Origin of the sequence: Microbacterium memoriense (assembly GCF_025398275.1) — a bacterium.
In the GTDB taxonomy this organism is placed as follows: domain Bacteria; phylum Actinomycetota; class Actinomycetes; order Actinomycetales; family Microbacteriaceae; genus Microbacterium; species Microbacterium memoriense.
Genome location: NZ_JAODOR010000016.1, coordinates 1 through 25,667, shown reverse-complemented (window position 1 = coordinate 25,667; position 25,667 = coordinate 1). Strand labels below are relative to the sequence as shown.

Annotated in this window: 26 protein-coding genes and 1 tRNA gene; 5 read left to right on the top strand and 22 right to left on the bottom strand. The window is 68.5% G+C overall.

What is annotated here, in order from left to right; all coding sequences use genetic code 11:
• Positions 1 to 104 precede the first annotated feature (104 nt).
• Complete coding sequence (locus N4R40_RS12570) at positions 105 to 506, top strand: tyrosine-type recombinase/integrase (protein WP_261607725.1); 402 nt, start codon at positions 105 to 107, stop codon at positions 504 to 506.
• A gap of 195 nt (positions 507 to 701) precedes the next feature.
• Here the strand turns inward: N4R40_RS12570 and N4R40_RS12565 are convergent.
• Positions 702 to 775 (bottom strand) — tRNA-Pro (locus N4R40_RS12565).
• A gap of 189 nt (positions 776 to 964) precedes the next feature.
• Here N4R40_RS12565 and N4R40_RS12560 point away from each other — a divergent pair.
• Both N4R40_RS12560 and N4R40_RS12555 read left to right on the top strand, forming a co-directional pair.
• Positions 965 to 1,543 (top strand): GNAT family N-acetyltransferase, encoded by a 579-nt coding sequence (locus N4R40_RS12560; protein WP_261607723.1) that lies wholly within the window; start codon positions 965 to 967, stop codon positions 1,541 to 1,543.
• Positions 1,544 to 1,561: 18 nt separating this feature from the next.
• Positions 1,562 to 1,951 (top strand): RNA-binding S4 domain-containing protein, encoded by a 390-nt coding sequence (locus tag N4R40_RS12555; protein ID WP_261607722.1) that lies wholly within the window; start codon positions 1,562 to 1,564, stop codon positions 1,949 to 1,951.
• Positions 1,952 to 2,021: 70 nt separating this feature from the next.
• On the opposite strand, the gene N4R40_RS12550 is transcribed toward N4R40_RS12555, so the two are convergent.
• Positions 2,022 to 2,414, bottom strand: a complete 393-nt coding sequence (locus tag N4R40_RS12550) for a ribosomal maturation YjgA family protein (protein ID WP_261607721.1) — start codon at positions 2,412 to 2,414, stop codon at positions 2,022 to 2,024.
• A complete protein-coding gene (locus tag N4R40_RS12545; protein ID WP_261607720.1) occupies positions 2,411 to 3,307 on the bottom strand; it encodes an NUDIX domain-containing protein in 897 nt (298 codons plus the stop codon). Before N4R40_RS12545 ends, N4R40_RS12550 begins: the two co-directional genes overlap by 4 nt.
• A 54-nt stretch (positions 3,308 to 3,361) precedes the next feature.
• Between N4R40_RS12545 and N4R40_RS12540 the strand changes: the two genes are divergently transcribed.
• Positions 3,362 to 5,281, top strand: a complete 1,920-nt coding sequence (locus N4R40_RS12540) for a ribonucleoside triphosphate reductase (protein ID WP_315902504.1) — start codon at positions 3,362 to 3,364, stop codon at positions 5,279 to 5,281.
• Complete coding sequence (locus tag N4R40_RS12535) at positions 5,251 to 5,982, top strand: anaerobic ribonucleoside-triphosphate reductase activating protein (protein WP_261607718.1); 732 nt, start codon at positions 5,251 to 5,253, stop codon at positions 5,980 to 5,982. The genes N4R40_RS12540 and N4R40_RS12535 overlap by 31 nt, the downstream gene beginning before the upstream one ends.
• A gap of 161 nt (positions 5,983 to 6,143) precedes the next feature.
• Here the strand turns inward: N4R40_RS12535 and der are convergent, their stop codons facing one another.
• From der to N4R40_RS12440, 19 genes are all read right to left on the bottom strand, one after another.
• Positions 6,144 to 7,667, bottom strand: coding sequence for a ribosome biogenesis GTPase Der (gene der / locus N4R40_RS12530; protein ID WP_261607717.1), 1,524 nt, complete (start codon positions 7,665 to 7,667; stop codon positions 6,144 to 6,146).
• Positions 7,664 to 8,359, bottom strand: coding sequence for a (d)CMP kinase (gene cmk, locus N4R40_RS12525; protein ID WP_261607716.1), 696 nt, complete (start codon positions 8,357 to 8,359; stop codon positions 7,664 to 7,666). The genes der and cmk overlap by 4 nt, the downstream gene beginning before the upstream one ends.
• Positions 8,356 to 9,477 carry a prephenate dehydrogenase gene (locus tag N4R40_RS12520; protein ID WP_261607715.1) on the bottom strand — a complete coding sequence of 374 codons (1,122 nt, stop codon included), beginning with the start codon at positions 9,475 to 9,477 and terminating at the stop codon, positions 8,356 to 8,358. Before N4R40_RS12520 ends, cmk begins: the two co-directional genes overlap by 4 nt.
• A 27-nt stretch (positions 9,478 to 9,504) precedes the next feature.
• Positions 9,505 to 10,293, bottom strand: coding sequence for a pseudouridine synthase (locus tag N4R40_RS12515; protein ID WP_261607714.1), 789 nt, complete (start codon positions 10,291 to 10,293; stop codon positions 9,505 to 9,507).
• Complete coding sequence (scpB, locus tag N4R40_RS12510) at positions 10,290 to 10,910, bottom strand: SMC-Scp complex subunit ScpB (RefSeq protein WP_261607713.1); 621 nt, start codon at positions 10,908 to 10,910, stop codon at positions 10,290 to 10,292. The genes N4R40_RS12515 and scpB overlap by 4 nt, the downstream gene beginning before the upstream one ends.
• Positions 10,900 to 11,694 (bottom strand): segregation and condensation protein A, encoded by a 795-nt coding sequence (locus tag N4R40_RS12505; RefSeq protein WP_261607712.1) that lies wholly within the window; start codon positions 11,692 to 11,694, stop codon positions 10,900 to 10,902. Before N4R40_RS12505 ends, scpB begins: the two co-directional genes overlap by 11 nt.
• On the bottom strand, positions 11,678 to 12,511 hold the full coding sequence (locus tag N4R40_RS12500; RefSeq protein WP_261607724.1) for a ParA family protein: 834 nt from the start codon (positions 12,509 to 12,511) through the stop codon (positions 11,678 to 11,680). Before N4R40_RS12500 ends, N4R40_RS12505 begins: the two co-directional genes overlap by 17 nt.
• A gap of 108 nt (positions 12,512 to 12,619) precedes the next feature.
• The gene (locus N4R40_RS12495; RefSeq protein ID WP_261607711.1) at positions 12,620 to 13,699 is read right to left on the bottom strand and encodes a hypothetical protein; all 1,080 of its coding nucleotides are present in this window, start codon (positions 13,697 to 13,699) and stop codon (positions 12,620 to 12,622) included.
• A gap of 1 nt (position 13,700) precedes the next feature.
• Positions 13,701 to 14,948 carry an aminotransferase class V-fold PLP-dependent enzyme gene (locus N4R40_RS12490; RefSeq protein ID WP_261607710.1) on the bottom strand — a complete coding sequence of 416 codons (1,248 nt, stop codon included), beginning with the start codon at positions 14,946 to 14,948 and terminating at the stop codon, positions 13,701 to 13,703.
• A 61-nt stretch (positions 14,949 to 15,009) separates the two neighbouring features.
• Complete coding sequence (locus N4R40_RS12485; RefSeq protein WP_261607709.1) at positions 15,010 to 15,618, bottom strand: vitamin K epoxide reductase family protein; 609 nt, start codon at positions 15,616 to 15,618, stop codon at positions 15,010 to 15,012.
• Positions 15,619 to 15,701: 83 nt separating this feature from the next.
• A complete protein-coding gene (locus N4R40_RS12480) occupies positions 15,702 to 16,625 on the bottom strand; it encodes a site-specific tyrosine recombinase XerD (protein WP_261607708.1) in 924 nt (307 codons plus the stop codon).
• Positions 16,622 to 17,269: an NUDIX domain-containing protein gene (locus N4R40_RS12475; RefSeq protein WP_261607707.1), complete on the bottom strand. Its 648-nt coding sequence runs from the start codon at positions 17,267 to 17,269 to the stop codon at positions 16,622 to 16,624. Before N4R40_RS12475 ends, N4R40_RS12480 begins: the two co-directional genes overlap by 4 nt.
• 1 nt (position 17,270) lies before the next feature.
• A complete protein-coding gene (locus N4R40_RS12470; RefSeq protein ID WP_261607706.1) occupies positions 17,271 to 18,974 on the bottom strand; it encodes a CTP synthase in 1,704 nt (567 codons plus the stop codon).
• Positions 18,975 to 18,980: 6 nt separating this feature from the next.
• Positions 18,981 to 20,684: a DNA repair protein RecN gene (recN, locus tag N4R40_RS12465; protein ID WP_261607705.1), complete on the bottom strand. Its 1,704-nt coding sequence runs from the start codon at positions 20,682 to 20,684 to the stop codon at positions 18,981 to 18,983.
• Entirely contained in the window at positions 20,681 to 21,613 is a 933-nt protein-coding gene (locus N4R40_RS12460) for an NAD kinase (RefSeq protein ID WP_261607704.1), read from the bottom strand. The genes recN and N4R40_RS12460 overlap by 4 nt, the downstream gene beginning before the upstream one ends.
• The gene (locus N4R40_RS12455) at positions 21,610 to 22,422 is read right to left on the bottom strand and encodes a TlyA family RNA methyltransferase (RefSeq protein ID WP_261607703.1); all 813 of its coding nucleotides are present in this window, start codon (positions 22,420 to 22,422) and stop codon (positions 21,610 to 21,612) included. Before N4R40_RS12455 ends, N4R40_RS12460 begins: the two co-directional genes overlap by 4 nt.
• The gene (locus N4R40_RS12450) at positions 22,419 to 22,583 is read right to left on the bottom strand and encodes a hypothetical protein (RefSeq protein WP_261607726.1); all 165 of its coding nucleotides are present in this window, start codon (positions 22,581 to 22,583) and stop codon (positions 22,419 to 22,421) included. Before N4R40_RS12450 ends, N4R40_RS12455 begins: the two co-directional genes overlap by 4 nt.
• Positions 22,584 to 22,622: 39 nt before the next feature.
• Entirely contained in the window at positions 22,623 to 23,660 is a 1,038-nt protein-coding gene (locus N4R40_RS12445; protein WP_261607702.1) for an HAD-IIA family hydrolase, read from the bottom strand.
• Positions 23,660 to 24,520, bottom strand: a complete 861-nt coding sequence (locus tag N4R40_RS12440; protein WP_261607701.1) for a hypothetical protein — start codon at positions 24,518 to 24,520, stop codon at positions 23,660 to 23,662. The genes N4R40_RS12445 and N4R40_RS12440 overlap by 1 nt, the downstream gene beginning before the upstream one ends.
• Between the last annotated feature and the right edge of the window lie 1,147 nt (positions 24,521 to 25,667).

Sequence of the window (25,667 nt, the reverse complement as noted above, 5' to 3'; positions counted from 1 at the left end):
GATCCGGGGTCAAGGCCCAGAACCTCGTCATCATCAGACGACAAGTCTTCCCCGGCAGGGGCGGCCTCATCACCAAACCAACCAAGAGCCGCAAAGAGCGTCGCGTGCCGATTCTCGACCCACTCCGGCCGGTCCTGAAAAGACTCTGCGCGTTCAAGCAATCGGACGCAGCACTCCTCGTCGGTCCACGGGGCGGCTTCCTCACGACGGCCACCGTTCGCGATGCGACCAGTTGGGATCAGGTCGTTGCTGACCTCGGCCTGCCGAACCTCACCCGACACGGCCTCCGACACACCGGCGCCACCTGGCTCGCCGACGCCGGGGTTCCCCTCCATGTCCTCCAAGAGATCCTCGGACACGCCTCAATCGAGACAACACGCGGCTACCTCCACCCCGATGACCGCCACCTCGCCTCCGCCGCGGAACAAGCCAACGCCTTCCTCAGCAGAGACACTCCTCGGAACCCATCGCGACGACCGCGGCAGGGCACGGGACGCGGGCTGTGACCCGCTCCGTCGCCGGTATTCGCCGTCCTGGTCCCCTTTTGGTCCCCTTGTCCACAGACAGGGCATCTCGACGGATTCTGTCATCCACAGGTCGACCACGCCCACCTGTCCAGGGGACCAGAGGGGGACCAGAGAAAACGACGTCCAGAAACAACAAATCCCTGATGAAAATTGCTTCTCATCAGGGATTCTCTGTCGGGCTGACAGGATTTGAACCTGCGACCCCTTGACCCCCAGTCAAGTGCGCTACCAAGCTGCGCCACAGCCCGTGGCATAGATTTTCAGTTGTTCGGGCCGACCGAAGAGTGGTAAACCACTTAACCCCCAGTCAAGTGCGCTACCAAGCTGCGCCACATCCCGGTCCATCGTCCGCACGCGGACAACTCCCCTATCCTACCCGGTCCGGATCGTGCCCGCGAACCGTTGTCGATGTCCGCAGCCGGCGCTACCGTCGCGGCATGAGTTCGATCGAGATCGTCCCGGCATCCGTCGACCGCTTCGACGACGTCGAGCACGCGCTCACCGGCGGGGGCGATGGCGGGTCGTGCTGGTGCCAGTGGTGGATGCTGCGCAACACAGACTTCCAGTCCACCACCGCCGACGAGCGACGCGAGCTCCTCCGCGGCGACCTCGCTGCGCCCGTTCCCTCGGCACTCCTCGCCTATGTCGAGAACGAGGCGGCCGGCTGGGTGAAGGTGTCGGCACGGCCCGATCAGCCCCGCCTGGCCGCGACCCGCAATCTGCAGCTGTCGCCCGAGCCTTTCGAAGACCGCTCTGTGTGGGCGATTACCTGCTTTGTGGTGCGGCCTGAACATCGCGGCGCGGGGGTGGCCGCGCGCTTGCTCGACGCGGCCGTCGCGCACGCACGCGACAACGGCGCGCGGGTGATCGAGGGATACCCGATCGATGTCGCCGTGAAGAAGACATCGAGCAACGAGCTCTTCCACGGCGCACTGTCGACCTTCCTCGACGCGGGGTTCATCGAGGTGGCCCGTCCCACGCCGAGCCGACCCATCGTGTCGCTGACGCTGCGCTGACCGGGCAGAATCGAGGGCATGGCTGCTTCTACCGTCCGCGTCGACGCGTGGCTGTGGGCCATCCGTGTCTACAAGACTCGTTCGGCGGCAGCGACCGCCTGTCGCGCGGGACACGTACGCGTCGGCGGTGAGAAGGCGAAGGCAGCCCAGCCGGTGCGGATCGGCGACGAGCTCCGCGTGCGCCAATCCGGGTTCGACCGCGTCCTGGTGGTACGGCAGCTGCTGACCAAGCGTGTCGGCGCGCCCGTCGCGGCGCTCGCTTTCGAGGATCGCACGCCCGTGCGTGAACCCGTGGCCCTGGTCGCGGTGCGTGACCGAGGTGCGGGCCGCCCGACCAAACGCGAGCGGCGCGACATCGACCGCCTGCGCGGGCGCGACCTCGGCCTCGGCCTCGATCCCGACGAATAGCGGGCGCGAATCGTCGCTCCCGCGGGGTATGGCGACGATTCGCGACCACAAAACTGCTGATGCAGGAGTCTCAGCGCCGGCGACGGGCGAAGGCCAGGTCCACGGCCAGCAGCACGAGCCCGGTCAGAAGGTAGATGAGCACGTCGCGTGCGTCGAACACCGTCCCGAACACGAGCATGAGCGGCGCCCAGGCCTCGCCCCAGCGGACCGGAAGCCCGGTGAGCTGGAACAACTCGACCGCGATGCACCACCCGATCGCGATGGCGCCGACCCGCCAGGGTGACCATCGCGGTGCGACCACCACGATGCCCCCGTAGATCGCCGCCGCGTACAGCGCATCGCCCGCGATGTCGGTGGCGGGAGTGTCACGAAGCGCCGTATGGACGATCAGACCCGCGAACACCGTCAGAATGACGCCGGCGAGCGCGATGACCCGGCGCCGCGGTGCCCGCGTAGCCGTCACAGCAGGTCGCGCAGCCACCCGACGGGGCGAACGGATGCCGCCACCCGCTCGAGTCGCGTCGCCAGTTCGCGGTCGCTCGTCACCGCAGTGACGGTGCGTCCGGTCGCGATCAATCGCTCGGCGGTCGCCACGATCGCATCGTCGCCCGCGCGCTCAGCGCGCACGACCGTGACCCCGGCGACGTCGCCGGCTGCCCGCGCCGCACCCTCGAGCACGGCGACGATCTCCGGGAACCAGGTGTCCTCGGGCAAGTCCAGGGCGACGGCATCCACACCCCGCGCGGCGACACCCGCGAGCCGGGAGAGCAACCGGTCAGCCGCACCGGAGCGATCCCGCCACCATCCGTCCGGCACGGATCCGACGACGTTGGCCGCATCGACCAGCACGACGGGGCGGACATCGAGGAGCGCCCGCAGGCGCGGCCACGACGCGGCGAAACCGGGGTGCAATGGATATCCGTCGACGGCCGCGAGCGCCACCCACGAAAGCTCACGGCTCTCCGGATCACTGATCACCGGCTCGAACGGCTCGGTGACATCGGCGACCACGGTGGCGTAGGCCCAGACCCCCGCGTCGTACACGCTGATCATCCGCGGACGGACGGCGTCGGCCGGGACCCCCGCTTCTTCCGCCGATTCACGCAGCGCGCCGTCGCACGCCGACTCGCCCTCGTGGCGGGCTCCGCCTGGCAGCCCCCAGGTGTCACCGTGATGACTCCAGGTGACGCGGTGCTGCAGCAGAACCCCGCGGTCAGCGTCCACGGCCAGCAGGCCGGCCGCGCCGAAACGCCCCCAGAATCGGGTCCCGTCCGGCGTCACGACCCAGGCGTCACCGGGATCGCGCGGCCCGTCGGGGCGGCGCGGCTCACCGGGGCTGGGCGGCACGATCGTCACGCCTCCCAGACTGTCATACCCGGCGGATGCCGCGGCATCCCACACCCTGGGGCTGTGGTCGGGACACATTTGGCGACACGCCACATCTGCGCTCGACGCGCGGTCCGACCACTACATATTGTGGTCAGACATCGCCCGTTCCCCGAAAGGACTCCCATGAGCCGCGCCACTGTCTCCGTCAAAGACACGATCGACGAGTATCTCGGCCGCGCCGACTGGCGTGTGAACGCCAACGCAAATCAGGGCTATTCGCTCGGTGGGATGATCCTGAACTCCGCGGGCAAGCTCATTGCGAATTACTGGCTCAGCGAGGTCTACTCTCCCGCGACGGGTGACGCTCACCGCGACGGCGATCTGCACATCCACGATCTCGACATGTTCGCCGGGTACTGCGCGGGCTGGTCGCTGCGCATGGTCCTCGAGCAGGGGTTCAACGGCGTCCCCGGCAAGATCGCATCCCAACCGCCCGCGCACTTCTCGAGCGCGCTGGGGCAGCTCGTCAACTTCCTCGGGACCCTCCAGAACGAGTGGGCGGGTGCGCAGGCCTTCAGCTCGTTCGACACCTACCTGGCGCCGTACGTGCGCCGCGACGGCCTGTCTCCCGACCAGGTGCGCCAGGCGATGCAGGAGTTCATCTTCAACCTCAACGTCCCGTCCCGCTGGGGCACGCAGACGCCCTTCACGAATCTGACGTTCGATTGGGTGTGCCCCGACGACCTTCGCGAGCAGCATCCGCTCGTCGCGGGTGCCGTGCAGCCGTTCACCTACGGCGACCTCGCCCCCGAGATGGCGATGATCAACCGCGCGTTCATCGAGGTGATGTCCACCGGCGATGCCGACGGCCGCGCGTTCACGTTCCCGATCCCGACCTACAACATCACGAAGGACTTCGACTGGGAGGGCGAGAACGTCGAGGCCTTGTTCGGTATGACGGCGAAGTACGGTCTCCCCTACTTCCAGAACTTCGTGAACAGCGACCTCGATCCGCACATGATCCGCTCGATGTGCTGCCGCTTGCAACTCGACCTGACCGAACTCCTCAAACGCGGAAACGGGCTGTTCGGTTCGGCCGAGCAGACCGGCTCGGTCGGTGTCGTCACGATCAACTGCGCGCGTCTCGGATTCGTGCACTCCGCGGATGAGCAGGCCGCACTCGACCGGCTCGATGAGTTGCTCCTCCTCGCCCGCGACAGCCTCGAAGCCAAGCGGACCATCATCGATCAGCACATCGAGGCGGGCCTCTTCCCCTACACGAAGCGCTATCTCGGTACTCTCGACAACCACTTCTCGACGATCGGGGTGAACGGTGTCAACGAGTACGTCCGCAACCTCACGCGCGGTGAGCACGACATCACGACGGATACCGGCTTCGCTCTCGCCGAACGGCTCCTGGACCACGTCCGCGCGCGCATGGTGACCTTCCAGGAGGAGACCGGGCACATGTTCAACCTCGAGGCGAGCCCGGCGGAAGGCGCGACCTACCGCTTCGCGAAAGAAGACATCGCCCGATTCGACGGCATCCGTCACGCCGGCACCGAGACGAACCCGTACTACACGAACTCGTCGCAGCTGCCGGTCGGCTTCACCGCCGATCCTTTCCAGGCGATGGCCATGCAAGAACCGCTGCAGCAGAAGTACACCGGCGGCACCGTCCTGCACCTCTACCTCGGCGCCGCCCTGCCCTCGGCGACGGCGTGCCGCGATCTCGTCCGCCGGTCCCTCGAGCGGTTCCGCCTGCCGTACATCACCATCACGCCGACCTTCTCCATCTGCCCGCAGCACGGCTACCGCTCGGGTGAGCACGCCACGTGCCCCGAGTGCGGCGCGGAGTGCGAAGTGTGGACGCGCGTGATGGGTTACTTCCGGCCCATCGCCAGCTTCAACATCGGCAAGAAGGGCGAAGCTCAAGAGCGCACGTACTTCACGGCCGCACAGGAGGAGTCATGCCCCGCATCGCTTCAGCCCACGAACTGAACATCGCCGGCGTCACCGCGTTCTCGACGGTGGACTGGCCGGACATGCTCGCCGCGACGGTCTTCCTGCAGGGATGCCCGTGGAGCTGCTTCTACTGCCACAATCCGGCGCTGATCGATCCGCGCGCTGACGGATCCATGGTGTGGAGCGATGTCGTCGATCTGCTGTGCGACCGCATCGGGTTACTGGATGCCGTCGTCTTCTCCGGCGGAGAACCGACCCTGCAGCGGGCGCTCGTGCCGGCGATGGACATGGCTCGAGCCCTCGGCTTCCGGGTCGGACTGCACACGGCGGGCGCGTACCCGGGTCTCCTCGCGCACGCGCTGCCCCACGCGGACTGGGTGGGACTCGACATCAAGGCGCTCCCCGACGACTACACCGTCGTCACGGGCGCGTCGCCGAGCGGGGGCCATGCGTGGCGGTCGCTCGAGCTCGTGCTCGGCAACCGCCTCCTGCGGGCGGGGTCGGACCGGCCGCTCGATTTCGAGGTGCGGACGACGGTGCACCCCGCGGCGATCGACGACGCGCGCCTGCGCGAACTCGGATGCCGCCTCGCCGACGCGGGCGTGGATGCCTGGGCGGTGCAGCGGTTCCGGGAGACCGGGACCCGGCATCCGCTCCCCCGGGTCTCGGAGGTCGGCGAGGAGTTACGGTTGGACGGCCTACCGGCCGAGCGATTCCGGAGTCTCGTCGTTCGCTGAGGCTGGAGCGCTCACAGACAGGTGGCGCATTCTGCCCGGCCGCGAAGAGTATCCGGGCGAATTGCGCCACCTCGATGCGCACGCACCAAAACAGGTGGCGCATTCTGCCCACCACAGCGCGTGGTCGGGGCAGAATGCGCCACCTGTCGCAGCGGCGTGCGTCAGCGCTGGCGCTTCTCGCGCACGCGCATGTTGGTGACGATCGGTGTTCCCTCGAACCCGAAGATCTCGCGCAGGCGTCGCTGGATGAAGCGGCGGTATCCCGGGTCGAGAAACCCGGTCGTGAACAACACGAAGGTCGGCGGGCGAGTCGAAGCCTGCGTCCCGAACAGGATGCGGGGCTGCTTGCCACCGCGGAGCGGGTGCGGGTGCTCGGCGACGAGTTCGGCCAGGAAGGCGTTGAACTTGCCGGTCGGGATCCGCTGATCCCACGACGCCAGCGCGGTCTCCAGCGCGGGAACGAGCTTCTCGAGGTGACGGCCGGTGCGCGCAGAAATGTTCACGCGCGGCGCCCACGTCACGTGCGCGAGGTCCTGTTCGATCTCGCGCTCGAGGTAGCGACGGCGGTCCGCGTTCTCCATGTCATCGTCGTTCAGGCGATCCCACTTGTTGAACGCGAGGACGAGCGCACGGCCCGATTCGAGCACGAGGTCGATGATGTTGAGATCCTGCACGCTGATCGACTGCGACACGTCGAGCACGACGACGGCGACCTCTGCCTTTTCGAGCGCGGCCGAGGTGCGCAGCGACGCGTAGAAGTCCGCCCCCTGCTGCAGGTGCACGCGGCGGCGGATGCCGGCGGTGTCGACGAAGCGCCAGAGCTTGCCACCGAGATCGACGAGCTCATCGACCGGGTCACGGGTCGTGCCGGCGAGCTCGTTGACGACGACGCGCTCTTCACCGGCGGCCTTGTTCAGCAGCGACGACTTGCCGACGTTCGGGCGGCCGAGGATCGCGACGCGGCGCGGTCCACCGATCTCGTTGCCGGCGACGGCCGACACTTCGGGGAGGACCTTCATGACCTCGTCCAGAAGGTCGGCGACGCCGCGGCCGTGGATGGCCGAGACCGGGTGCGGCTCACCGAGTCCCAGGCTCCACAGCGCGGCGGCTTCCGGCTCGTGGCGCGCGTCGTCGACCTTGTTCGCGATCAGGAAGACCGGCTTGTCGGAGGTGCGGAGCATGCGCACAACAGCCTCGTCGGTCGCCGTGGCGCCGACCATCGCGTCGACGACGAACAGCACGACGTCGCAGAGTTCGATCGCGACCTCGGCCTGGGCTGCCACGGAGCGGTCGATGCCGCGGGCATCGGGCTCCCACCCGCCGGTGTCGACGAGCGTGAAGCGGCGCTCCATCCACTCACCCTTGTAGGTGACGCGGTCACGCGTGACCCCGGGGGTGTCCTCGACGACGGCCTCGCGACGGCCGAGGATCCGGTTGACGAGCGCGGACTTGCCGACGTTCGGCCGGCCGACGATCGCGATGACCGGGAGGGCCGGGAGGATCTCGTAGCCGTCTTCGTCGCCGTCGAAACCCTGGAGGAGATCGGCATCCTCTTCGTCGAGCTCGTAATCGGCGAGCGAGGCCCGCAGGCCCGCCGCCCGCTGCTCGGCGAGTTCCTCGTCGAGGTTGGCGAGCTTCTCTTCGAGGCGGTCGGGGCCGCCTTCGTATTCGTCTTCGGCGCTCATGCGGCCGCTCCTGTCGCTGCACGGATGACGTCCAAGACGCCCTCCACGGTCTGTGTGAAATCGAGTTCGGTCGAGTCGACGACGCGCACGCCCTCGGCGGCGGTGAGGAAGTCGACGACTTGGCTGTCGGCCGCATCGCGGCGGTGCAGGGCGGCCGCGACGGTCGCGGCGTCCTGCGTGGATACTTCGGCGCTGCGGCGCGCGGCGCGCACATCCGGGGCCGCGGTCAGCAGAATCCGCACCGGCGCGTCGGGGGCGACGACCGTCGTGATGTCGCGACCTTCGACGACGACGCCGGCGCGACCGGATGCCGCCACCAGCGCGCGGAAGATCTCGTTCACGCGCACACGGACCGCGGGCACACGGGCCACACCGCTGACCGCGCTCGTCACGCGGGGCTCGCGGATCGCATCGGTGACGTCCGTCTCACCGACCCGCACCCAGTAGTCGTCGGGGTCGAGTGAGATCGCGTACGGAAAGTCGTTCGCCGAGGCCAGTACCTCGTCGGCGTCCGCGGTGTCGGCTTCACGCTCGAGCACGTGCCACGCGAGTGCGCGGTAGGCCGCGCCGGTATCGAGATAGCCGTAGCCGAGACGACGGGCGACTTCTTTCGACACGCTCGATTTGCCGCTTCCGGCCGGTCCGTCGATGGCGATCGTGGTCACACCGGTCCCTGAGCGTGAAGTGTTCATGACGGGATGCTCGCGATCTTCCAGCCGCGCGCGGTGAGGCCGTCGACGGCCTGACGCACGGCACCGGGGATGACGCTGATCTCGGCGAGGCCGAACTGCGCGCCGGGAGAATGCTCGAGCCGGAGGTCTTCGACGTTGACGTCGAGCTCGCCGAGCTCGCCGAACAGTCGGCCGAGCTGGCCGGGGGCGTCATCGACCATGACGACAACCTGTTCGAAGCGGCGGTTCTGCCCGTGCTTGCCGGGGAGACGGTCGACGCCGTCGTTGCCGCGGCGGATCGTGTCGGCGAGGGCGCGCCGCGCACCGGGCGTTTCGGGATCGCGGAGGGCGCCCGCGACCGCGTGCAGGTCATCGGCCAGCGCCGCGAGCACATCTCCGACCGGGCCGGCGTTCGCGCCGAGGATCTGCACCCACAGTTCCGGGGCGGATGCCGCGATACGCGTCGTATCGCGCGCGCCCTGGCCGACCAACCGCAACGAGCCCTCGGGCGCATCGGCGAAGCGAGCAGCGAGGAGAGAGGCCACCAGTTGAGGTGTGTGCGAGACGAGCGCGACCGAACGGTCGTGCTCTTCGGGTGTCATCTCGATGGGGGTCGCGCCGAGATCGAGCGCCAGCGCTTCGACGAGGGCGAGATCGGCGGCGGGGGTCTCTTCATCCCGGCAGACCACCCACGGGCGCCCGACGAAGATGTCGGCACGCGCCGAGATCGCGCCGCCGCGTTCGCGGCCGGCCATCGGGTGCGAACCGATGTAGTGCGTGAGGTCGAGTCCGCGGCGCTGCAGCTCGCGCAACGGCTCGAGCTTGACGCTGGCGACATCCGTGACGACAGCGTCCGGGAAGGCGGTGAGCTCACGCACGATGACGTCTGCCGTGACATCGGGCGGAACGGCCACGACGATCAGGACCGGCCGGTCGGTTTCCGCGGCCGGGCGTCCGGCGCCGTAGTCGATCGCGAGGCGCAGCTGGGCGGGCGACGCGTCGGCCAGGATGACGTCAACGCCGAGCGCGCGAAGCGCATGACCGATGCTCGAACCGAGCAGCCCTGCCCCCACGACGCGCACGGTCCCGGTGACGCGTGCCGCGCGGGCGCGCGCCGGGGCGCGGGTCGTGTCGGTCACGGGTATCTCCGGTCATCCGTCTGTGGCTCAGTGATCGGCGGCCGGCTCATCCGGCGCGGCGGCGTCACGGCGCGAAAGAGTGAGCAATGCGCCACGTTCCACTGTAGTCAATTCGCGGGCTCGGCCCGCTGGGAGCGTCCCCAGGTGCAGCGGCCCGAACTGGCGACGCACGAGGTCGACGACCGGATGTCCGACCTCCGCCATCATCCGACGCACGATCCGGTTGCGCCCCGAATGCAGAGTGAGTTCGACGAGGCTCGTTCCGCCGCCCGCCGAGGCATCGAGCAGACGCGCCTTGTCGGCGGCGATCGGGCCATCCTCGAGCTCGACACCTTTCGTCAGGCGCGCGATCGTCTGTGGCGACACACGACCGGTGACCTTCGCGATGTAGACCTTCGTGACGCCGAACGACGGATGCGCGAGCACGTGTGCCAGGTCGCCGTCGTTCGTGAGCACCAACAACCCGCTGGTCTCGGCATCCAAGCGGCCGACGTTGTAGAGACGCTCCGGCCAATCCTGCGTGAACCGGCGGAGGTCCGGGCGCCCCTGCTCATCCTTCATGGACGACACGACGCCGGTCGGCTTGTTGAGCACGACGTAGCGCTTCGTGGCGTCGAGCTGGATCGCGGTGCCGTCGACGTCGACGAGGTCGGAAGTCGGGTCGATCCGGGAGCCGAGCTCGGTGACGACGGTGCCGTTGACGCGGACACGACCCTCGGCGATGTACTGCTCGCACACCCGGCGCGACGCGACGCCGGCGTTCGCGAGGACCTTCTGCAGTCGCACACCCTCGGTGTCGCGCTCTTCTTCCGTCATCGCAGAACCTCCGTCTCGAACCCGGCTGAGCCGTCATCGAGCAACGGCGCGATGTGCGGCAACTCGTCGAGCGAATTGATGCCGAGGTTCACCAGGAGCGCATCTGTCGTGCCGTAGTTGATCGCACCGGTCTCGGGGTCGGTGAACAGTTCGGTGATGAGGCCACGGCCCACGAGCGTGCGGACGACCGAATCGACGTTGACAGCGCGGATGGAAGCGACCTGACTGCGCGTGACGGGTTGCTTGTACGCGATGACGGCGAGCGTCTCCAGGGCCGCTTGTGAGAGCCGCGAGGGTGCCTGGGAGTTCACGAACTCCGACACGACGTCGTCGTACTCCTCCCGGACGTACAGGCGCCACCCGCCCCCGACCTCGCGCAGCTCGAACCCGCGGCGCGGACCACCGGTTTCCCCGTCGTAGTCGGCGACGAGTGTCTGGACGGCGTGGCGCACGGTAGGCACCGGGGCGGCCACGGCGGCCGCGAGCGCGACGAGGCTCTGCGGCTCGTCCACGATCAGCAGGATCGCTTCGAGTCGTCGGGCGACGTCGGCCGGATCGCTCGAGCGCTGGGGCACGTCTGCTTCGGTCGCGGAACGCGTCGAGGGGTCATCGGTCATAATCGGCTCCCAGGGTGGCGAGGTTTTCTTCGGACCAGCGTTCCGCGGTCCAGCGCAGGGTCAGCTCGCCGAGCGGTTCGAGCTGCTCGAACGAGAGCGCCGCGTGGCGGTAGAGCTCGAGGACCGCCAGGAACCGGGCGACGACGATCCCGGGTTGGGCGACACCCACGACGAGTTCCCGGAAGTTGAGGGTACCGGCATCCCGCAGAAGCGTCACGACGATCGCCGCCTGCTCGCGGATCGAGATCAGCGGCGCGTGCAGATGGTCGAGCCCGACGTGCGGGATCTCCTTCGGCGCGAAGGCCAGGAGCGCGAGAGCGGCGAAGTCATCGGCCGAGAGCGTCCAGACGAGTTCGGGCACCGCGCGGCGGTACTTTTCGTCGAGCCTGGTCGAGCGCGCATGGCGCCGGTCTTCGCGCTGCAGGCAACGGGCGAACCAGGTCGACACTTCTTTGAACGCGCGGTACTGCAGCAGGCGGGCGAACAGCAGGTCGCGTGCTTCCAGCAGCGCAACCGATTCAGCGTCGACAAGCTCGCCCTGAGGCAGGAGCCCGGCCACCTTCATGTCGAGGAGGGTCACCGCGACCACGAGGAACTCCGACGCCTGCTCGAGTTCCTCGTCGGCGTCGAGGTTCTTCAAGTACGCGATGAACTCGTCGGTCACCTTACTGAGAGCGATCTCGGTGATGTCGAGTTCGTGCTGCGAGATCAGGCTCAGCAGCAGGTCGAACGGCCCGTCGAAACCGGCGAGCGAGACGCGGAATGGATCAGGCGACGGCGCCACGGGCGACCAGCTCCCGCGCCAATCGCAAGTAGGCCTGTGCGGCCGCGTGCTCCGGCGCAAACGTCGTGATGGGAACACCCGACACCGACGCGTCGGGGAACTTCACGGTGCGACCGATCACGGTCTCCAGCACGTCGTCGCCGAACGCGTCGACGACGCGCTCGAGGACCTCACGCGAGTGCAAGGTACGCGGGTCGTACATGGTCGCGAGGACACCATCGAGCTCGATCGAGGGGTTGAGGCGATCGCGGACTTTGTCGATCGTCTCGATCAGCAGGGCCACACCGCGCAGCGCGAAGAACTCGCACTCGAGGGGAATCAGCACGCCGTGGCTGGCCGTCAGCGCGTTCACGGTGAGCAGCCCGAGCGACGGCTGGCAGTCGATGAGGATGACGTCGTAATCACCGGAGACCTTGCGCAACACCCGGGCGAGAATCGTCTCCCGCGCGACTTCGTTGACCAGGTGCACTTCTGCGGCCGAGAGGTCGATGTTGGCGGGGAGGATGTCGAGCCCGTCGACCGAGCTGTGCACGATGACGTCACGCGGGTCGCGCTTGGTGTCCAGCAGGAGGTCGTAGATCGTCGGGACGTCGTGCGTCGCAATCCCGAGGCCGGCCGAGAGGGCGCCCTGGGGGTCGAAGTCGACAGCGAGGACCTTGCGCCCGTATTGAGCGAGGGATGCTGCCAGGTTGATCGTCGTGGTCGTCTTGCCCACGCCGCCCTTCTGGTTGCAGAGCGAGATGATCCGCGCGGGACCGTGCCCGGTGAGGGGCGGCGGGGTCGGGAAGCCGTGGTACGGACGTCCCGTGGGTCCCATCGGGGTGTCGCCCGTCTGAGCCTTCTTCGTCCCCCGTGCCTTGTCGGTCACCGACTCTCCTGCCTTCTGCGTTGCGCTCCTGCGATTCTCGCACACCGCTCAGCGACGCTACGGGAGACGCGACAGAGTGTCGACACCGACGAGCCCCGTGTGCAGCCCACCGCCGGCGATCAGCGTCGGAATCGCGACCGTCCGAATATCGCTTTCCACGACCGTCCGCGTGTGCGCCAGGACATCCGCCACGGCGTCCGATCCGGCGAGCGCATCGATCGCTGCGATCGCGGCAGCGTCGTAGCCCGCTTCCGCCAGCCACGCCTGAAGCTGCACCCGAGCGGCATCCGGATCCGCGTCGTTCATCCATTCCTGCCAGCTCGTCCCGTCGGGAGCTTCACCGGTGAACAGCTGCTCGAGGATCGCCCAGTCTCCCGTCGGGCCCGTGAGATGACCGAGGTCGGCCTCGTAGGACTGCACGGCCGCCAGGTACGAGGCGACCAGCGGCGAGTTCGGGAACTTCGATCCCAGGCTCGAGGAGATCGGGTACGCGAGATAGGTGACGTTGTGGGTCTCCGCGAACCCCGACTCCGCCATGTTCCGGAACAGCTCCGCGCAGAATCGGCATCCGGGGTCCAGAACCTCGACCGCGACCGGGAGTCCCGGACGGTAGCCCCCGAGAAAGGTGGCGTTCTCCGGCGCGAAGTCGGCGGCATCCCACGTTTTCATCCGACTGGGGACGGCGGTGATCGTTTCGCCGAGTGAGGAGAACTCGTTCCCGAACGCGCCGAGCACGTCTCCCCTGGCGAGAGAGTCCCCGAACGTGGGAGTGCCGCCATCGATCGAGCACGACTCGGCGGCGAGCGCGCATGCCTGCGTGTCTTGCTTGTCGCAGGTGCCGTAGACGAACAGGTTCAGGCCGCTGCGCCCCAGGAGATACAGGCTCACGATGAGGCTCAGCACCATGAGCCACGCGACGATCTCGATCGCGACGGATGCCGGCTTCACCCAGCGAGGGTGTCGGATGGCGAGGGGCGCGAGGAGCGAGCTCTTGACGTCCTCCCGGAACGTCGTATCGCACGGGCGAAAAGTGATTTTGCGCCAGACGCATCCCCACGCGCGGCCGAGGAGCGCGCGGTACTTCGCCGAGACGGCCGACAGAACGAGGACCACGAGGAACGCAACGACGCAGACCATGTCACAGCCCTCGCATGAGTCGGCCCATGACCGCCACGGTGTGAACGATGTCGGCGTCGGTGTTGTGCGCGCCGACGCTGAAGCGCACGAGCGGCGGATGGGCCTCACGCTCCTGTAGCCAGTGGTGCGCGCAGAAGTACCCGCTGCGCACCATGATCCCGGCGTGCGCGAGGAAGGTCGCCAGCCGATGACCGTCGACCCGCTCGGGACGCACCGTCACGAGCGGTGACCCCACGGGACTGAGCAGGCGGAGGTGCGGCAAGGCCGCTATCTCCTCCCGGAGACGCGCGGCGAGCCGAGCCTCATGAACCGTGAGCGACTCGCCGGCCGCACTGCGGAAACCGCTCCGCCAGCCGAGCGCGGCACCGAAGGCGATGATCTCGCCCCAGGGCTGGAGGCCCGCTTCCAACCGGGTGTGCGGCTCGGGCAGCAGCTCGAACGCGTCTTCTGTCACGGCGGCGACCTGTCCCCCGCCGACGACGCTCAGCTCGAGCGAGGTGAGCATCTCGTGGGTCGCGACCACGACCCCGAGCGAGGGCCCAGACATCTTGTGAGCCGAGAAACACAGGGCGTCGGCCCCGAGACCTCGGAGGTGTGAGAGTGCGTGTGGCGCCGCCTGAGCGGCGTCGAGGATCACGGCCCCGCCGGCACGGTGGACGTCCGCGATCAGGTCGGGCATCGCGGAGGTGAGCACCCCGGTGACGTTGTCCATCGCCGAGACGACGACGAGAGCATCCGTGAGATCTGTGCCGGACGTCTCGATGCGCCCGTCGGCGGCACGCTCGAGGACGACCCTCGGGATGCCGGCGCGACGCGCGGCGGTCATCGTCGACAGGAACACCGCGTTGTGCTCCGTGTGGGTCGTGATGATGCGGGCGTAACGCCGCGCAGGCAATTGGCCCACCAGCAGGTTCAGCGCGGACGTGGTGTTCAACGTGAATGCGCACGAGTAGCGCCGAGCTGACAGGCCGAACGTGTCGAGCACCAGAGCGCGGGTGCGCGCGACCTCGTCATCGACGCGGCGCCCCCAGGGGTAACGGACACGGCCGCCACAGGCGCCGTAATTCAGCAGGTAGTCGGTGAGCGCATCGATGACCGGTTGCGGACGCAGACTCTGGCACGCCGAATCGAGATAGACCTGGTCACTCGCCACATGGGCGAACCCGGGTCGTTCACCGGCGGGAGGCGCAGCGAGCTCCGCCCGGCGCGAGAACAAGCGGGGCCGATCACGGAGGCGTTCTACTCCCATGCTTCCAGTGTCCAGACCACAGCGCCCGCCCGCTCACACGCGGGCCGTGAATACGCCCGCGTCAGAACAGTGAACCGATGACGTCGAGGCGGAGCTGGGCGGCCACGGCGATCAGCAGATAGTCGGCGAGCACGATCACCGGCATCCAGGACAGGATGAGTCGGCCCGCACCGCGCAGCGCCGCACCCCACAGGCCTTCACGCAGTGTCCAGCCGAACACCGTCCACCCGAGCGGGATCGTCACGAGCCAGACGATCATGCACCACGGGCACAGCGAGCCGTACTCGAAGACGCTCCGGTAGGCGAGGAAGTGCACGAGCGTGAACCCGCCGGCGACGAAGAGCGCATACGTCCGCCAATACCCCGCCCGCAGTCCCCCCGGGGCGGCGAGCGCGCTGACACCGGCGTAGATCGGCCCGACGAACAGCACCATCCCGATGATCGAGTTGCTGAACCCGAGCAGGTTGCCGCCGGGCGAGAGCAGGTTCGGGCCGCACGTGACGATCGGGCTGATGTTGCAGGAGATGATCGCGTCGGCCCCGGTGAGCTGTCCGATGTACTCCTGGTACAGCAGGAACGACACGACCCATCCCGCGATCCCCGCGACGATCCAGAAGATCGCCAGCCCGCGGCCGGGTCGGTGGGCGGTGAGAGGGGATGCCGGGCGCACACCCCCATTGTGCGCCGCCCACCGCGCCGCCCGCAGTCCCCACGACCGTGTCTATCCCCGCGCCGCGGCGCGGCCGGAGGGCCTCAGCGCGCGCGGGGGTGCGAGGTCGCGTACACGTCACGCAGCGCGTCGACCGTGACGTGCGTGTAGATCTGCGTCGTCGCCACGGATGCGTGGCCGAGGAGTTCTTGCACGACGCGCACATCGGCACCACCCTGCAGCAGGTGCGTGGCGAACGAGTGCCGCAGGGTGTGGGGCGAGACGTGCGCGCCGATGTGTGCGCGCTCGGCCGCCTGCTGGATCACGAGCCAGGCGCTCTGCCGCGAGAGCGGCGCGCCACGCGCGCCGAGGAACAGCCGCGGCGTCGCCCGTCCCCGCCGGGAAAGCTCCGGCCGAGCCCGCGCGAGGTACGCGTCGACGGCGGCACGGGCATACGAGCCCACCGGCACGATCCGTTGCTTCGAGCCCTTGCCCCGTACCCGCACCACGTCGCCGTGCGCGAGGTCGTCGACGTCGAGCTGGATGACTTCGGAGACGCGCGCACCGGTCGCGTAGAGCAGCTCCAGCAGCGCGCGGTCGCGCAGCCGCACGAGATCGGTGTCGGTGGCATCGCCGGGCGCGGGCCCGGCGGCATCCAGGAGGGCGACCACGTGGTCGTACGGCAGCGCTTTCGGCAATCGCTGGGGCGTCTTGGGCGGCCGGAGCTTGTCGCTCGGGTCGTGCGCGCTGAGCTCCTCGCGCACGAGGAAGCGGTGCAAGCCCCGGACCGACGATTGCAGCCGCGCCAGCGATGTCGCCGCCGGCGGCGGGACGGATGCCGCCTTCTCCCCCACGAAGGCACCGACCAGGGCGGTCGTGACATCATCCGTCTCGGTGACGCCCTGCGTCCGCAACCACCCGACATAGCCGGAAAGATCGCGCCGATACGCCGCAACGGTGTGATCGGAGAGTCCGCGCTCGATGGAGATATGCCTGAGGTAGGCGTCGACTGCGCGCTCGATCCTCACGCCGCGGTGGGACCGATCGCGTCGGCAGGCCCGATCGCACGCGGCCGCCGCTCCCAGGTGCTGTCGGCGGGAGCGAGGGTCGCCCAGTCGCGCGCGCGAGCCGCGTACGCGGTCATCGCCCCCACGATCAGCGACGGGTTCTGCACGCGTCGGGCGAGGATGGCATCCACGACCTCGTCAAGGGGCACCCACCGCACTTCGATATCGGCTTCTTCCTCGGTGCGCTCGAACGTCTCCGCCGCGGGCGAGAGGTCCCGCGCCAAGTAGATGCGGATCGCTTCATCGCTGCCGCCGGGCGACGTGGCGAACTCCGCCAGCACATCCCAGCGCGCTGCCACGAGATCGGCTTCTTCGGCGAGCTCACGGGCAGCAGCGGACCGCGCGTCTTCCTCGGCGATGTCGAGGAGACCGGCAGGAATCTCCCACTCCCGCATCCGCACGGGATGCCGGTACTGCTTGATCAGCAGCATCCGGTCCTGCTCATCGAGCGCGAGAACGGCGACGGCGCCGGTGTGGTCCATGTACTCACGGACCATCGTTCCGCCGCCGTAGGCGACCTCGTCGCGGCGGATGTTCCACACCTTGCCGGTGTACGCCGTTTCGGTGCGGGTGACCTCGAAGCTCGTCGGGTCGTCCTGCAGCACGTCAGTCCTCGCGCTCGACGTCGAACAGTTCGCCGGCGCTGTGACGCTCGAGGGCTGCGGCAATGAGCCCGCGGAACAGGGGGTTCGCCTCGGTCGGGCGCGACCGCAACTCCGGGTGGGCCTGCGTCGCGATGTAGTACGGGTGCACGTCACGCGGCAACTCGACGTATTCGACGAGGTTGCGATCGGGCGACAAGCCCGAGAAGACGAGACCGGCTGCGGCGATCTGGTCGCGGTACTTGTTGTTGACCTCGTAGCGGTGACGGTGACGCTCGGATGCACGGTTCGATCCGTAGACCTCCGCCGCGAGCGACCCTTCCGCCAGTTCCGCTTCGTAGAGACCGAGCCGCATGGTGCCGCCCAGGTCTCCCCCGGCGAGAATGTCGACCTGCTCGGCCATCGTGGCGATGACGGGGAATTCGGTGTCGGGGTCGAACTCGCTCGAGCTCGCCCCGGTGAGACCGGCAAGGTTGCGGGCGTACTCGATGACCATGCACTGCAGGCCCAGGCAGATACCGAGGGTCGGAATGCCCTGCTCGCGCGCAAACTTCAGCGCGCCGAGCTTGCCCTCGATCCCACGGATGCCGAATCCACCCGGCACGACGATGCCGTCGACGGCGGCGAGCGCCTTCTCGGCTCCCTCGGGCGTTTCGCACAGATCGGAGGGGATCCAGACGACTTGGACCTTCGTCTCCTGCGCGAACCCGCCCGCCTTGAGCGCCTCCGTCACCGACAGGTAGGCGTCGGGCAAGTCGATGTACTTGCCGACGAGACCGATCGTGACTTCGTGCTGCGGATTGTGCACCGCCTGGAGCACCTTGTTCCAGCGTGTCCAGTCCACCTCGTTCGCCTTCGCCGCCAAGCCCAGGCGGCGGGCGATGTAACTGTCCAGGCCCTGATCGTTCAGGGTCGACGGGATGTCGTAGATGCTCGGCAGGTCGACCGTGTTGATGACGCCTTCGACATCGACGTCGCACATGAGCGCGATCTTGCGCTTGTTGCTGTCGGTGACGGGTCGGTCGCTGCGCAGCACCAGGGCATCCGGCTGGATACCGATCGATCGCAGCGCCGCGACGGAGTGCTGCGTCGGCTTGGTCTTCTGCTCACCCGATGCGCCCATGAACGGCACGAGGGAGACGTGGACGAAGAACACACTGTCGCGGCCCAGTTCGTGACGGAGCTGACGGGCGGCTTCGAGGAACGGCTGCGACTCGATGTCACCGACCGTGCCGCCGACCTCGGTGATGATGACATCGGGTCGGGGGGTCTCGTCTGCCTGCAGACGCATGCGTCGCTTGATCTCGTCGGTGATGTGCGGGATCACCTGCACCGTGTCTCCGAGATACTCGCCCCGTCGCTCGCGAGCGATCACCTGCGAGTAGATCTGGCCGGTCGTGACGTTGGCGGCTTCGCTGAGCTCGATGTCGAGGAACCGCTCGTAGTGACCGATGTCGAGGTCGGTTTCGGCTCCGTCATCGGTGACGAAAACCTCGCCGTGCTGGAACGGGTTCATCGTTCCCGGGTCGACGTTCAGGTACGGGTCGAGCTTCTGCATCACGACACGCAGGCCACGCGCCGTGAGCAGGTTACCCAGACTCGCTGCCGTGAGCCCCTTACCCAACGAAGAAACGACACCGCCGGTCACGAAGATGTGCTTGGTGGTGTCGTTGGAAGATTTGCCCGTTGTAGAAATAGTGTCCGTCACGGGCTTTCATCCTATCAGTCGTGAAGTGCCGAGGCTCAGCAACTCCCGGGCATGTTCGAGTGCAGCGGTCGAATCCGACAATCCCGAGAGTAGTCGAGCCATCTCGGCTTCGCGGTCGGCCCCGTGGAGCGCGTGCACGCTGGAGGCCGTCACGGACCCGTCACTGGACTTCACGACGCTCAAGTGGTTGTTCGCGAACGCCGCCACTTGCGCGAGGTGCGTGACCGCGATCACCTGGCTGGTCTCCGCGAGGCGCGCGAGGCGGCGTCCGACCTCGATCGCCGCAGCACCGCCGATCCCGGCATCCACTTCGTCGAAGACGAACGTCGGAACGCTGTCGGTGCCGGCGATGACGACCTCGATCGCCAGCATGACCCGGCTCAGCTCGCCGCCGGAGGCACCCTTCGCGACCGAGCGGAGTGCGGCCCCGGGATGCGGAGCGAGCAGCAGGGCGACATCATCGCGCCCGGCAGCGGATTCGGCGCCGGGCTCGACCGCGACTTCCACGCGCGCATCGGGCAACGCGAGCGCACGCAGTTCGTCGGTGACGGCGGCGCTCAACCGGCCGGCAGCGTCCACTCGGGCTGCCGTCAGTGCCTGCGCCGCGTCGTCGAGGGCGGATGCCGCTACCTCCGCGTCGGCGGTCAATCGCTCGATGCGGTCATCGTCGTCGTCGAGTTCGAGCAGGCGTGCCGCGCCAGTCTCACGGAGAGCGATGGTCTCCTCGAGCGTGCCGTGCGCGCGGATCAGAGTGTTCAGCGCGGCGCGGCGATCGAGCACGGTGGCCAGCTCATGCGGTCCGGACTCGTCGAGGTCGGCGAGGTACGCGCTGAGATCACCGGCGATATCCGCGATGCGGTATCCGACTTCCTCCAGCGCTGACGCCTGAGCGGCGAGAGCCTGATCATTTCCCGCCGCGCGTTCGAGGGCCCGGCGGGCTTCGGCCAGCATCCCCGCGACGTCGGGCTGGTCGTCGTCGCTCGACAGCGCGGCGTGGGCGGTCGCTGCCGCGAGACGGAGATCCTCCACGTTCGCGAGGCGATCTGCCCGTTGGGCGAGCTCGATGTCCTCCCCCGGCTGAGGGTCGACCTGCTCGATATCGGCCAGCACGGCGCGTAGACGCGCGGCCTCGTCGACGCGCTCTGCGCGCTGGGCCGTCAGAGCGTCGAGCTCGGCGGCGAGGGTCCGTGCGTGTGCGTGTGCGGCGCGGTAGGCGCCCAGTGCCGTCGCGATCCGCGGTCCCCCGAAACGGTCGAGTGCGTCGCGTTGAGCGGCGGCCGAGCGCAGCCGGAGCTGATCCGACTGTCCGTGCACCACGACGAGCTGGTCGGCGAGATCTGCGAGGACGCCGGCCGGGGCCGTCCGTCCACCGACGCTCGCACGACTTCGACCCTCGGCCGTGAGCGTGCGTCCGAGGTACAGTTCCGCGCGTCCGCCACCGATCGGCTCGATCTCTCCGCCCGCCTCAGCAACGCGATCGGCGACCGCTCCGGTCTCCGGGACGATCCACACGCCCTCGACGACCGCCTGGTCGGCGCCGGCGCGCACCGCCGCCGCATCGGCACGCGCGCCCAGCAGCAGACCGAGACCGGTGACGACCATCGTCTTGCCCGCACCGGTCTCTCCGGTGACGGCCGTGAAGCCGGGCCCGAGGGGAAGGGACGCTTCCGCGATCACACCGAGATCGCGCAGCGTCACCTGTTCGATCACGGGTTCTCCCGTGCGGGCGTGGTGTCGGGTCCCCGCCATCCGGTGACCGGCAGTTGGAACTTCCGCACGAGGCGGTCGGTGAACGGTGCGGGATGCAGGCGCGCGAGCCGCACGCTTCGCCGCGAGCGCCGCACGACCACGCGCGCGCCGGGCGGCAGGTCGTGCGAACGGCGACCGTCGCACCACAGGATTCCGGTGCCGTCGGTGCGCGCGAGGACTTCGATCGCGACCGATGCTTCGGGACCGACCACGAGCGGACGGGCGAACAGCGCGTGCGCCGACAGCGGGACGACCGCGATGGCCTCGACAGTCGGCCAGATGACCGGTCCCCCCGCGGAGAAGTTGTAGGCGGTCGAGCCGGTCGGCGTCGCGATCACGATGCCGTCGCACCCGAAGCTCGACAGCGGTCGGCCGTCGATCTCGATGATGACTTCCATCATCCGCTCGCGTGCGGCCTTCTCGACCGTGGCTTCGTTGAGCGCCCACGTCTCGTAGATCACCGAGCCCGGGGCGTCTTTCACGCGCACGCTGAGCGCCATGCGCTCCTCGACCTCGTAGTCGCGATCGATCACGCGCCGCATGGCGTCGTCGATGACATCCGCCTCGATCTCGGCGAGGAATCCGACGTGCCCCATGTTGATTCCGAGAATCGGCGCGGTGCCGTCGCGGACGAGTTCGGCGGCGCGGAGAATCGTGCCGTCACCGCCCAAGACGATCGCAAGTTCAATGTCAGCGACGTCGACGTCGACTCCCAGTGTGACCAGCGGCGCGATCTCAGCCAGCGCCGCGACGATCTCCGGGTCATCACCGGGCAACACCGGGCGTGCTCCGGCCGCTGTGAGCGCACCGATCACGCGCAGCGCCGCGGCGATGGTCTCCTCGCGGCGCGCGTGCGCGACAACGAGGATGTTCCGCTGCTGCGTGGTCATCCCTCTCCCGCCAATCGGTTCACCGTGCTCAACCATTCTGTCGGGTTTCCGAGATCGCCGGCGCTGCGCCGGGGGCGCAGATGCGCCACGAACTCGCGATTGCCGTGCGTGCCGGCGATCGGCGATGCGATCACGCCGAAGGTTCCGAGTCCCGCATCCCATGCAGACCACAGAACGCTCGTGGTCGCGTCGGCGCGGGCGGCCGGGTCGGTCACGAGCCCTTCCCGCACGCCCGTGCGACCGACTTCGAACTGCGGTTTAACGAGGAGCACGATCTCACACGCCGGGTCGGCAACCGCCGCGACGGCCGGAAGCACATGCGCGAGCGAGATGAAGGACAGGTCGCCGGTGATGATCTGCGGCTGTGCGGCGATGCCGGATGCCTCGGCGAGCGACGCGGCGGTCATGTAGCGGACGTTGAAGCCCTCGACCGAGACGACTCCGGCATCCGCCGCGACCGCCGGAGACAGCTGGCCGTGGCCGACGTCGACGGCGATCACCGGGTCGGCGCCGCGTTCGCGGAGCACCTGGGTGAAACCGCCCGTGGAGGCGCCCATGTCGAGTGCGAGACGCCCCTCGACCGCGACCTGGAACGCATCGAGACCCGCGACGAGTTTGTGGGCGGCGCGGCTGACGTAGTGGTCGGATGCTGCCACCTCGATCACGTCGCCATCGTCCACTTTCGCCGAGGGTTTCACGACCGGACGCCCGCCGACCGAGACCAGCCCCGCCTCGATCAGTTGGGCGGCCTGGGTGCGCGAGCGGGCGAGACCGCGCGCGGCGACCGCCGCGTCCAAGCGCGTGCTCACGCGTGGTGGTCGCGCGGGCCGGACTCGAGGCGGCGCGCGAGGTCGTCGTGCAGGGCTGCGTACGCACCGGCGCGTTCGGACAGCGGCTGACCTTCGATCACATCGAGGGTCGAGAGCAGGTCTTCACGGCGAGCGTCGGGGTCAGCGGCATCCATCGACATGCATCCAAGATACGCGGTGCATCGCGCCGCGGAGCGTTGTCAGGGCCGATGGAACGGATCCGCGTACAACCGCTCGGGCACGCGGAAGCCGTAGATCGCGCGACCGGTCGCCCAGATGGCGGCGGCTCCCGCGCGCACGAGGTCGATCGGACGATCCCCCTCCGCGACGATGTGGATATCGGGCCCATCGATGCGCACCGCCGCGGTTCCGACGGTCGTCACATCGCCGCGGACGACGGTCTCGGGGTACGCCTCATGGAGTTCCCGGAGATCGCCGAGGATGTACGTCGGACGCGAGGTCGTGGGTGCCGCCAACACATGCTTGGGTCGGTCGATGCCGGTCAGCACCAGGACCGAGTCGATACCCGCCGCCTGCGCGCCCGCGATGTCGGTGTCGAGCCGATCTCCGAGGAACAGGGGATGCTGCGCCCCGAACCGGGCGACCGCCTCATCGAAGATCGGGCGCTCCGGCTTGCCCGCCACCACAGCCAACCGGCCGACGGCCGTGTGGACGGCGGACACCAGCGTGCCGTTTCCCGGCGCGATCCCCCGCGCCTGCGGGATCGTCCAGTCGGTGTTCGTGGCGATCCACGGGATGCCGCCCTCGTCCTCCGGCGTCGCCAGCGCGTAGGCCGCTTCGGCGAGGTGCTCCCACCCGACGTGGGGCGCGAAGCCTTGCACGACGGCTGCCGGCGCATCGTCGGCGCTGCGGGTGACGGTGTAGCCGGCCTTCTCGAGTTCGTGCACGAGTCCGTCGCCACCGACGACCAGAATCGTCGCGGGGGGTGCCACCCGCTCGCGCAAGAGCCGCATCGCGGCCTGCGGGCTGGTCACGACATCGTCCGGCTGCGTCGCACTCAGGCCCAGCGAACGCAGGTGGTCAGCGACGGTCGCGTCGGTGCGCGACGCGTTGTTCGTGATGTAACCGAGCCGACGGGACTCACCGGCACGGTTGAGGCTGTCAATCGCGTGGGGCAACGCGCCGGGTCCGGCGTAGACGACACCGTCGAGATCCGCGAGAACCGCGTCGACGCCATCCAACGGGGTGCGACCGGCACGACGGGCGAACACTGCCATCAGGCCTTGTCCTCGTCGATGCCTGCCTCGCTCAGGATCTCGTCGACTTCATCCTCGATCGTGAAGGCCGGCTCCGCGTCCCGAACATGGTCGACGCCGGGTTCCTCGACGGTGCCTTCTTCCGGTTCGGGCGCACCAGCATCGTCGATGTCCGCGTCCGCGTCGACATCTTCGTCACGGTCATCGTCCGCGTCGGGGATCTCTTCGACCTCGTCGACCAACACGAACTCCCGGTCGGCATCGACAGCGCCCAGGGCATCTTCCGCCACCTCCGCGCGACGCTGCCACTCGGCAGCCTCCTCCGTGCGTCCGAGCTCCTCGAGCACCGCAGCGCGCGCAGCGAAAAGCCCCGGGCTCCAGCTGAATGCGCGGTCCGGGTCGAGCTCAGGAATGTCGAGCTCCTGCAACGCGCGCTCGTTCTCGCCGAGATCGAGGCGGGCACCCGACATCGCGATCGCGAGTTCGACCCGCACATCGACGGGGAGCTGGGCACGATCGACAGCGCGACCGACCTCGAGGGCGCGATCGGGACGTCCGACACCGCGCTCACTGTCGACGAGCAGCGCGATCTGGTCATCCCGTCCCGAAATCCGACGGAAGGTGCGCAACTCGCGCACAGCCAGGGCAAAGTCCTGCGTCGCGTAAGCCGTGATCGCAACGGTTTCGCGGACGACGGCGATCCGGCCGGCACTCCGCGACGCAGCCAACGCGTGCTCGTGTGCAAGCGCCGGGTCTTCGTCGATCAGCCGCGCGGCCATCGCCAGGTGGCGCGCGACCTGCTCGGCGTTCTCCTTGCTCAGCGTCTTCAGCTCGTTGCGGGCCGGTCCGTTGAGATCCTGAGGAGTGACGTCGTCGGGCAAGACGGGGCCCGAGGGAACCGATCGGCGATCGGAGTCCTGCGGCGGACGCGCGCTGCGATATCCCCCATCGCGGGCCGGGTACGAGCTGCGCTCACCATCACGGGGCGCGTACGACTTCCGCTCACCATCGCGCGGCGGGTACGACTTCCGCTCACCATCGCGCGGCGGGTACGACTTCCGCTCACCATCGCGCGGCGGGTACGACTTCCGCTCACCATCGCGCGGCGGGTACGACTTCCGCTCACCATCGCGCGGCGGGTAAGACTTCCGCTCGCCATCGCGCGGCGGATAGGAACGACGTTCCCCGTCACGCGGCGGGTAAGACTTCCGCTCGCCATCGCGCGGCGGATAGGAACGACGTTCCCCGTCACGCGGAGCATATGACTTCCGCTCGCCATCACGAGGAGGATACGACTTACGCTCACCGTCACGCGGCGGGTACGGCTTCCGCTCACCGTCACGCGGAGCGTACGGCTTCCGGTCACCATCGCGGGGAGGATACGAACGACGCTCGCCATCGCGGGGGGCGAACGACTTACGTTCACCGTCACGCGGAACATACGGCTTGCGGTCACCATCGCGGGGAGGGTACGACTTCCGCTCACCGTCACGCGGGGTGTACGGCTTCCGCTCACCATCACGCGGCGGGTACGAACGACGCTCGCCATCGCGGGGCGCGAACGACTTACGTTCACCGTCGCGCGGAACATACGGCTTGCGGTCACCATCGCGCGGAGGGTACGAACGACGCTCACCATCGCGAGGAGGGTAAGACTTCCGCTCACCATCACGCGGCGGATAGGAACGACGTTCCCCGTCACGCGGAGCATATGACTTCCGCTCACCGTCACGCGGCGGGTACGACTTCCGCTCACCGTCACGCGGGGCGTACGGCTTCCGGTCACCATCGCGGGGTGCGTACGACTTACGCTCACCATCGCGCGGCGGATACGATTTACGCTCGCCATCGCGCTGCTGTGCCGGCCTGTCGCCGTCACGCTTCACGTACGGACGGCCCTCGGCCGACCGCGGAGCGCGCGAACTCGAATCTGCCTGCGTGTAGCGCGGCTTGCCCCCGTTGCGGGGTCGTTCATCTTCGTTCATCGCAGCATCCTTTCAGGAGCGTTGTTAACGAGAAAAGGCCACC

Bases quoted from the DNA above. Each gene is read 5' to 3' on its own strand.
- N4R40_RS12560 (WP_261607723.1), top strand. From the start codon at position 965: ATGAGTTCGATCGAGATCGTCCCGGCATCCGTCGACCGCTTCGACGAC.
- N4R40_RS12555 (WP_261607722.1), top strand. From the start codon at position 1,562: ATGGCTGCTTCTACCGTCCGCGTCGACGCGTGGCTGTGGGCCATCCGT.
- N4R40_RS12535 (WP_261607718.1), top strand. From the start codon at position 5,251: ATGCCCCGCATCGCTTCAGCCCACGAACTGAACATCGCCGGCGTCACC.
- der (WP_261607717.1), bottom strand. From the start codon at position 7,667: ATGAGCGCCGAAGACGAATACGAAGGCGGCCCCGACCGCCTCGAAGAG.
- cmk (WP_261607716.1), bottom strand. From the start codon at position 8,359: ATGAACACTTCACGCTCAGGGACCGGTGTGACCACGATCGCCATCGAC.
- N4R40_RS12515 (WP_261607714.1), bottom strand. From the start codon at position 10,293: ATGACGGAAGAAGAGCGCGACACCGAGGGTGTGCGACTGCAGAAGGTC.
- scpB (WP_261607713.1), bottom strand. From the start codon at position 10,910: ATGACCGATGACCCCTCGACGCGTTCCGCGACCGAAGCAGACGTGCCC.
- N4R40_RS12500 (WP_261607724.1), bottom strand. From the start codon at position 12,511: ATGGGACCCACGGGACGTCCGTACCACGGCTTCCCGACCCCGCCGCCC.
- N4R40_RS12495 (WP_261607711.1), bottom strand. From the start codon at position 13,699: ATGGTCTGCGTCGTTGCGTTCCTCGTGGTCCTCGTTCTGTCGGCCGTC.
- N4R40_RS12490 (WP_261607710.1), bottom strand. From the start codon at position 14,948: ATGGGAGTAGAACGCCTCCGTGATCGGCCCCGCTTGTTCTCGCGCCGG.
- N4R40_RS12460 (WP_261607704.1), bottom strand. From the start codon at position 21,613: ATGACCACGCAGCAGCGGAACATCCTCGTTGTCGCGCACGCGCGCCGC.
- N4R40_RS12450 (WP_261607726.1), bottom strand. From the start codon at position 22,583: ATGTCGATGGATGCCGCTGACCCCGACGCTCGCCGTGAAGACCTGCTC.
- N4R40_RS12445 (WP_261607702.1), bottom strand. From the start codon at position 23,660: ATGGCAGTGTTCGCCCGTCGTGCCGGTCGCACCCCGTTGGATGGCGTC.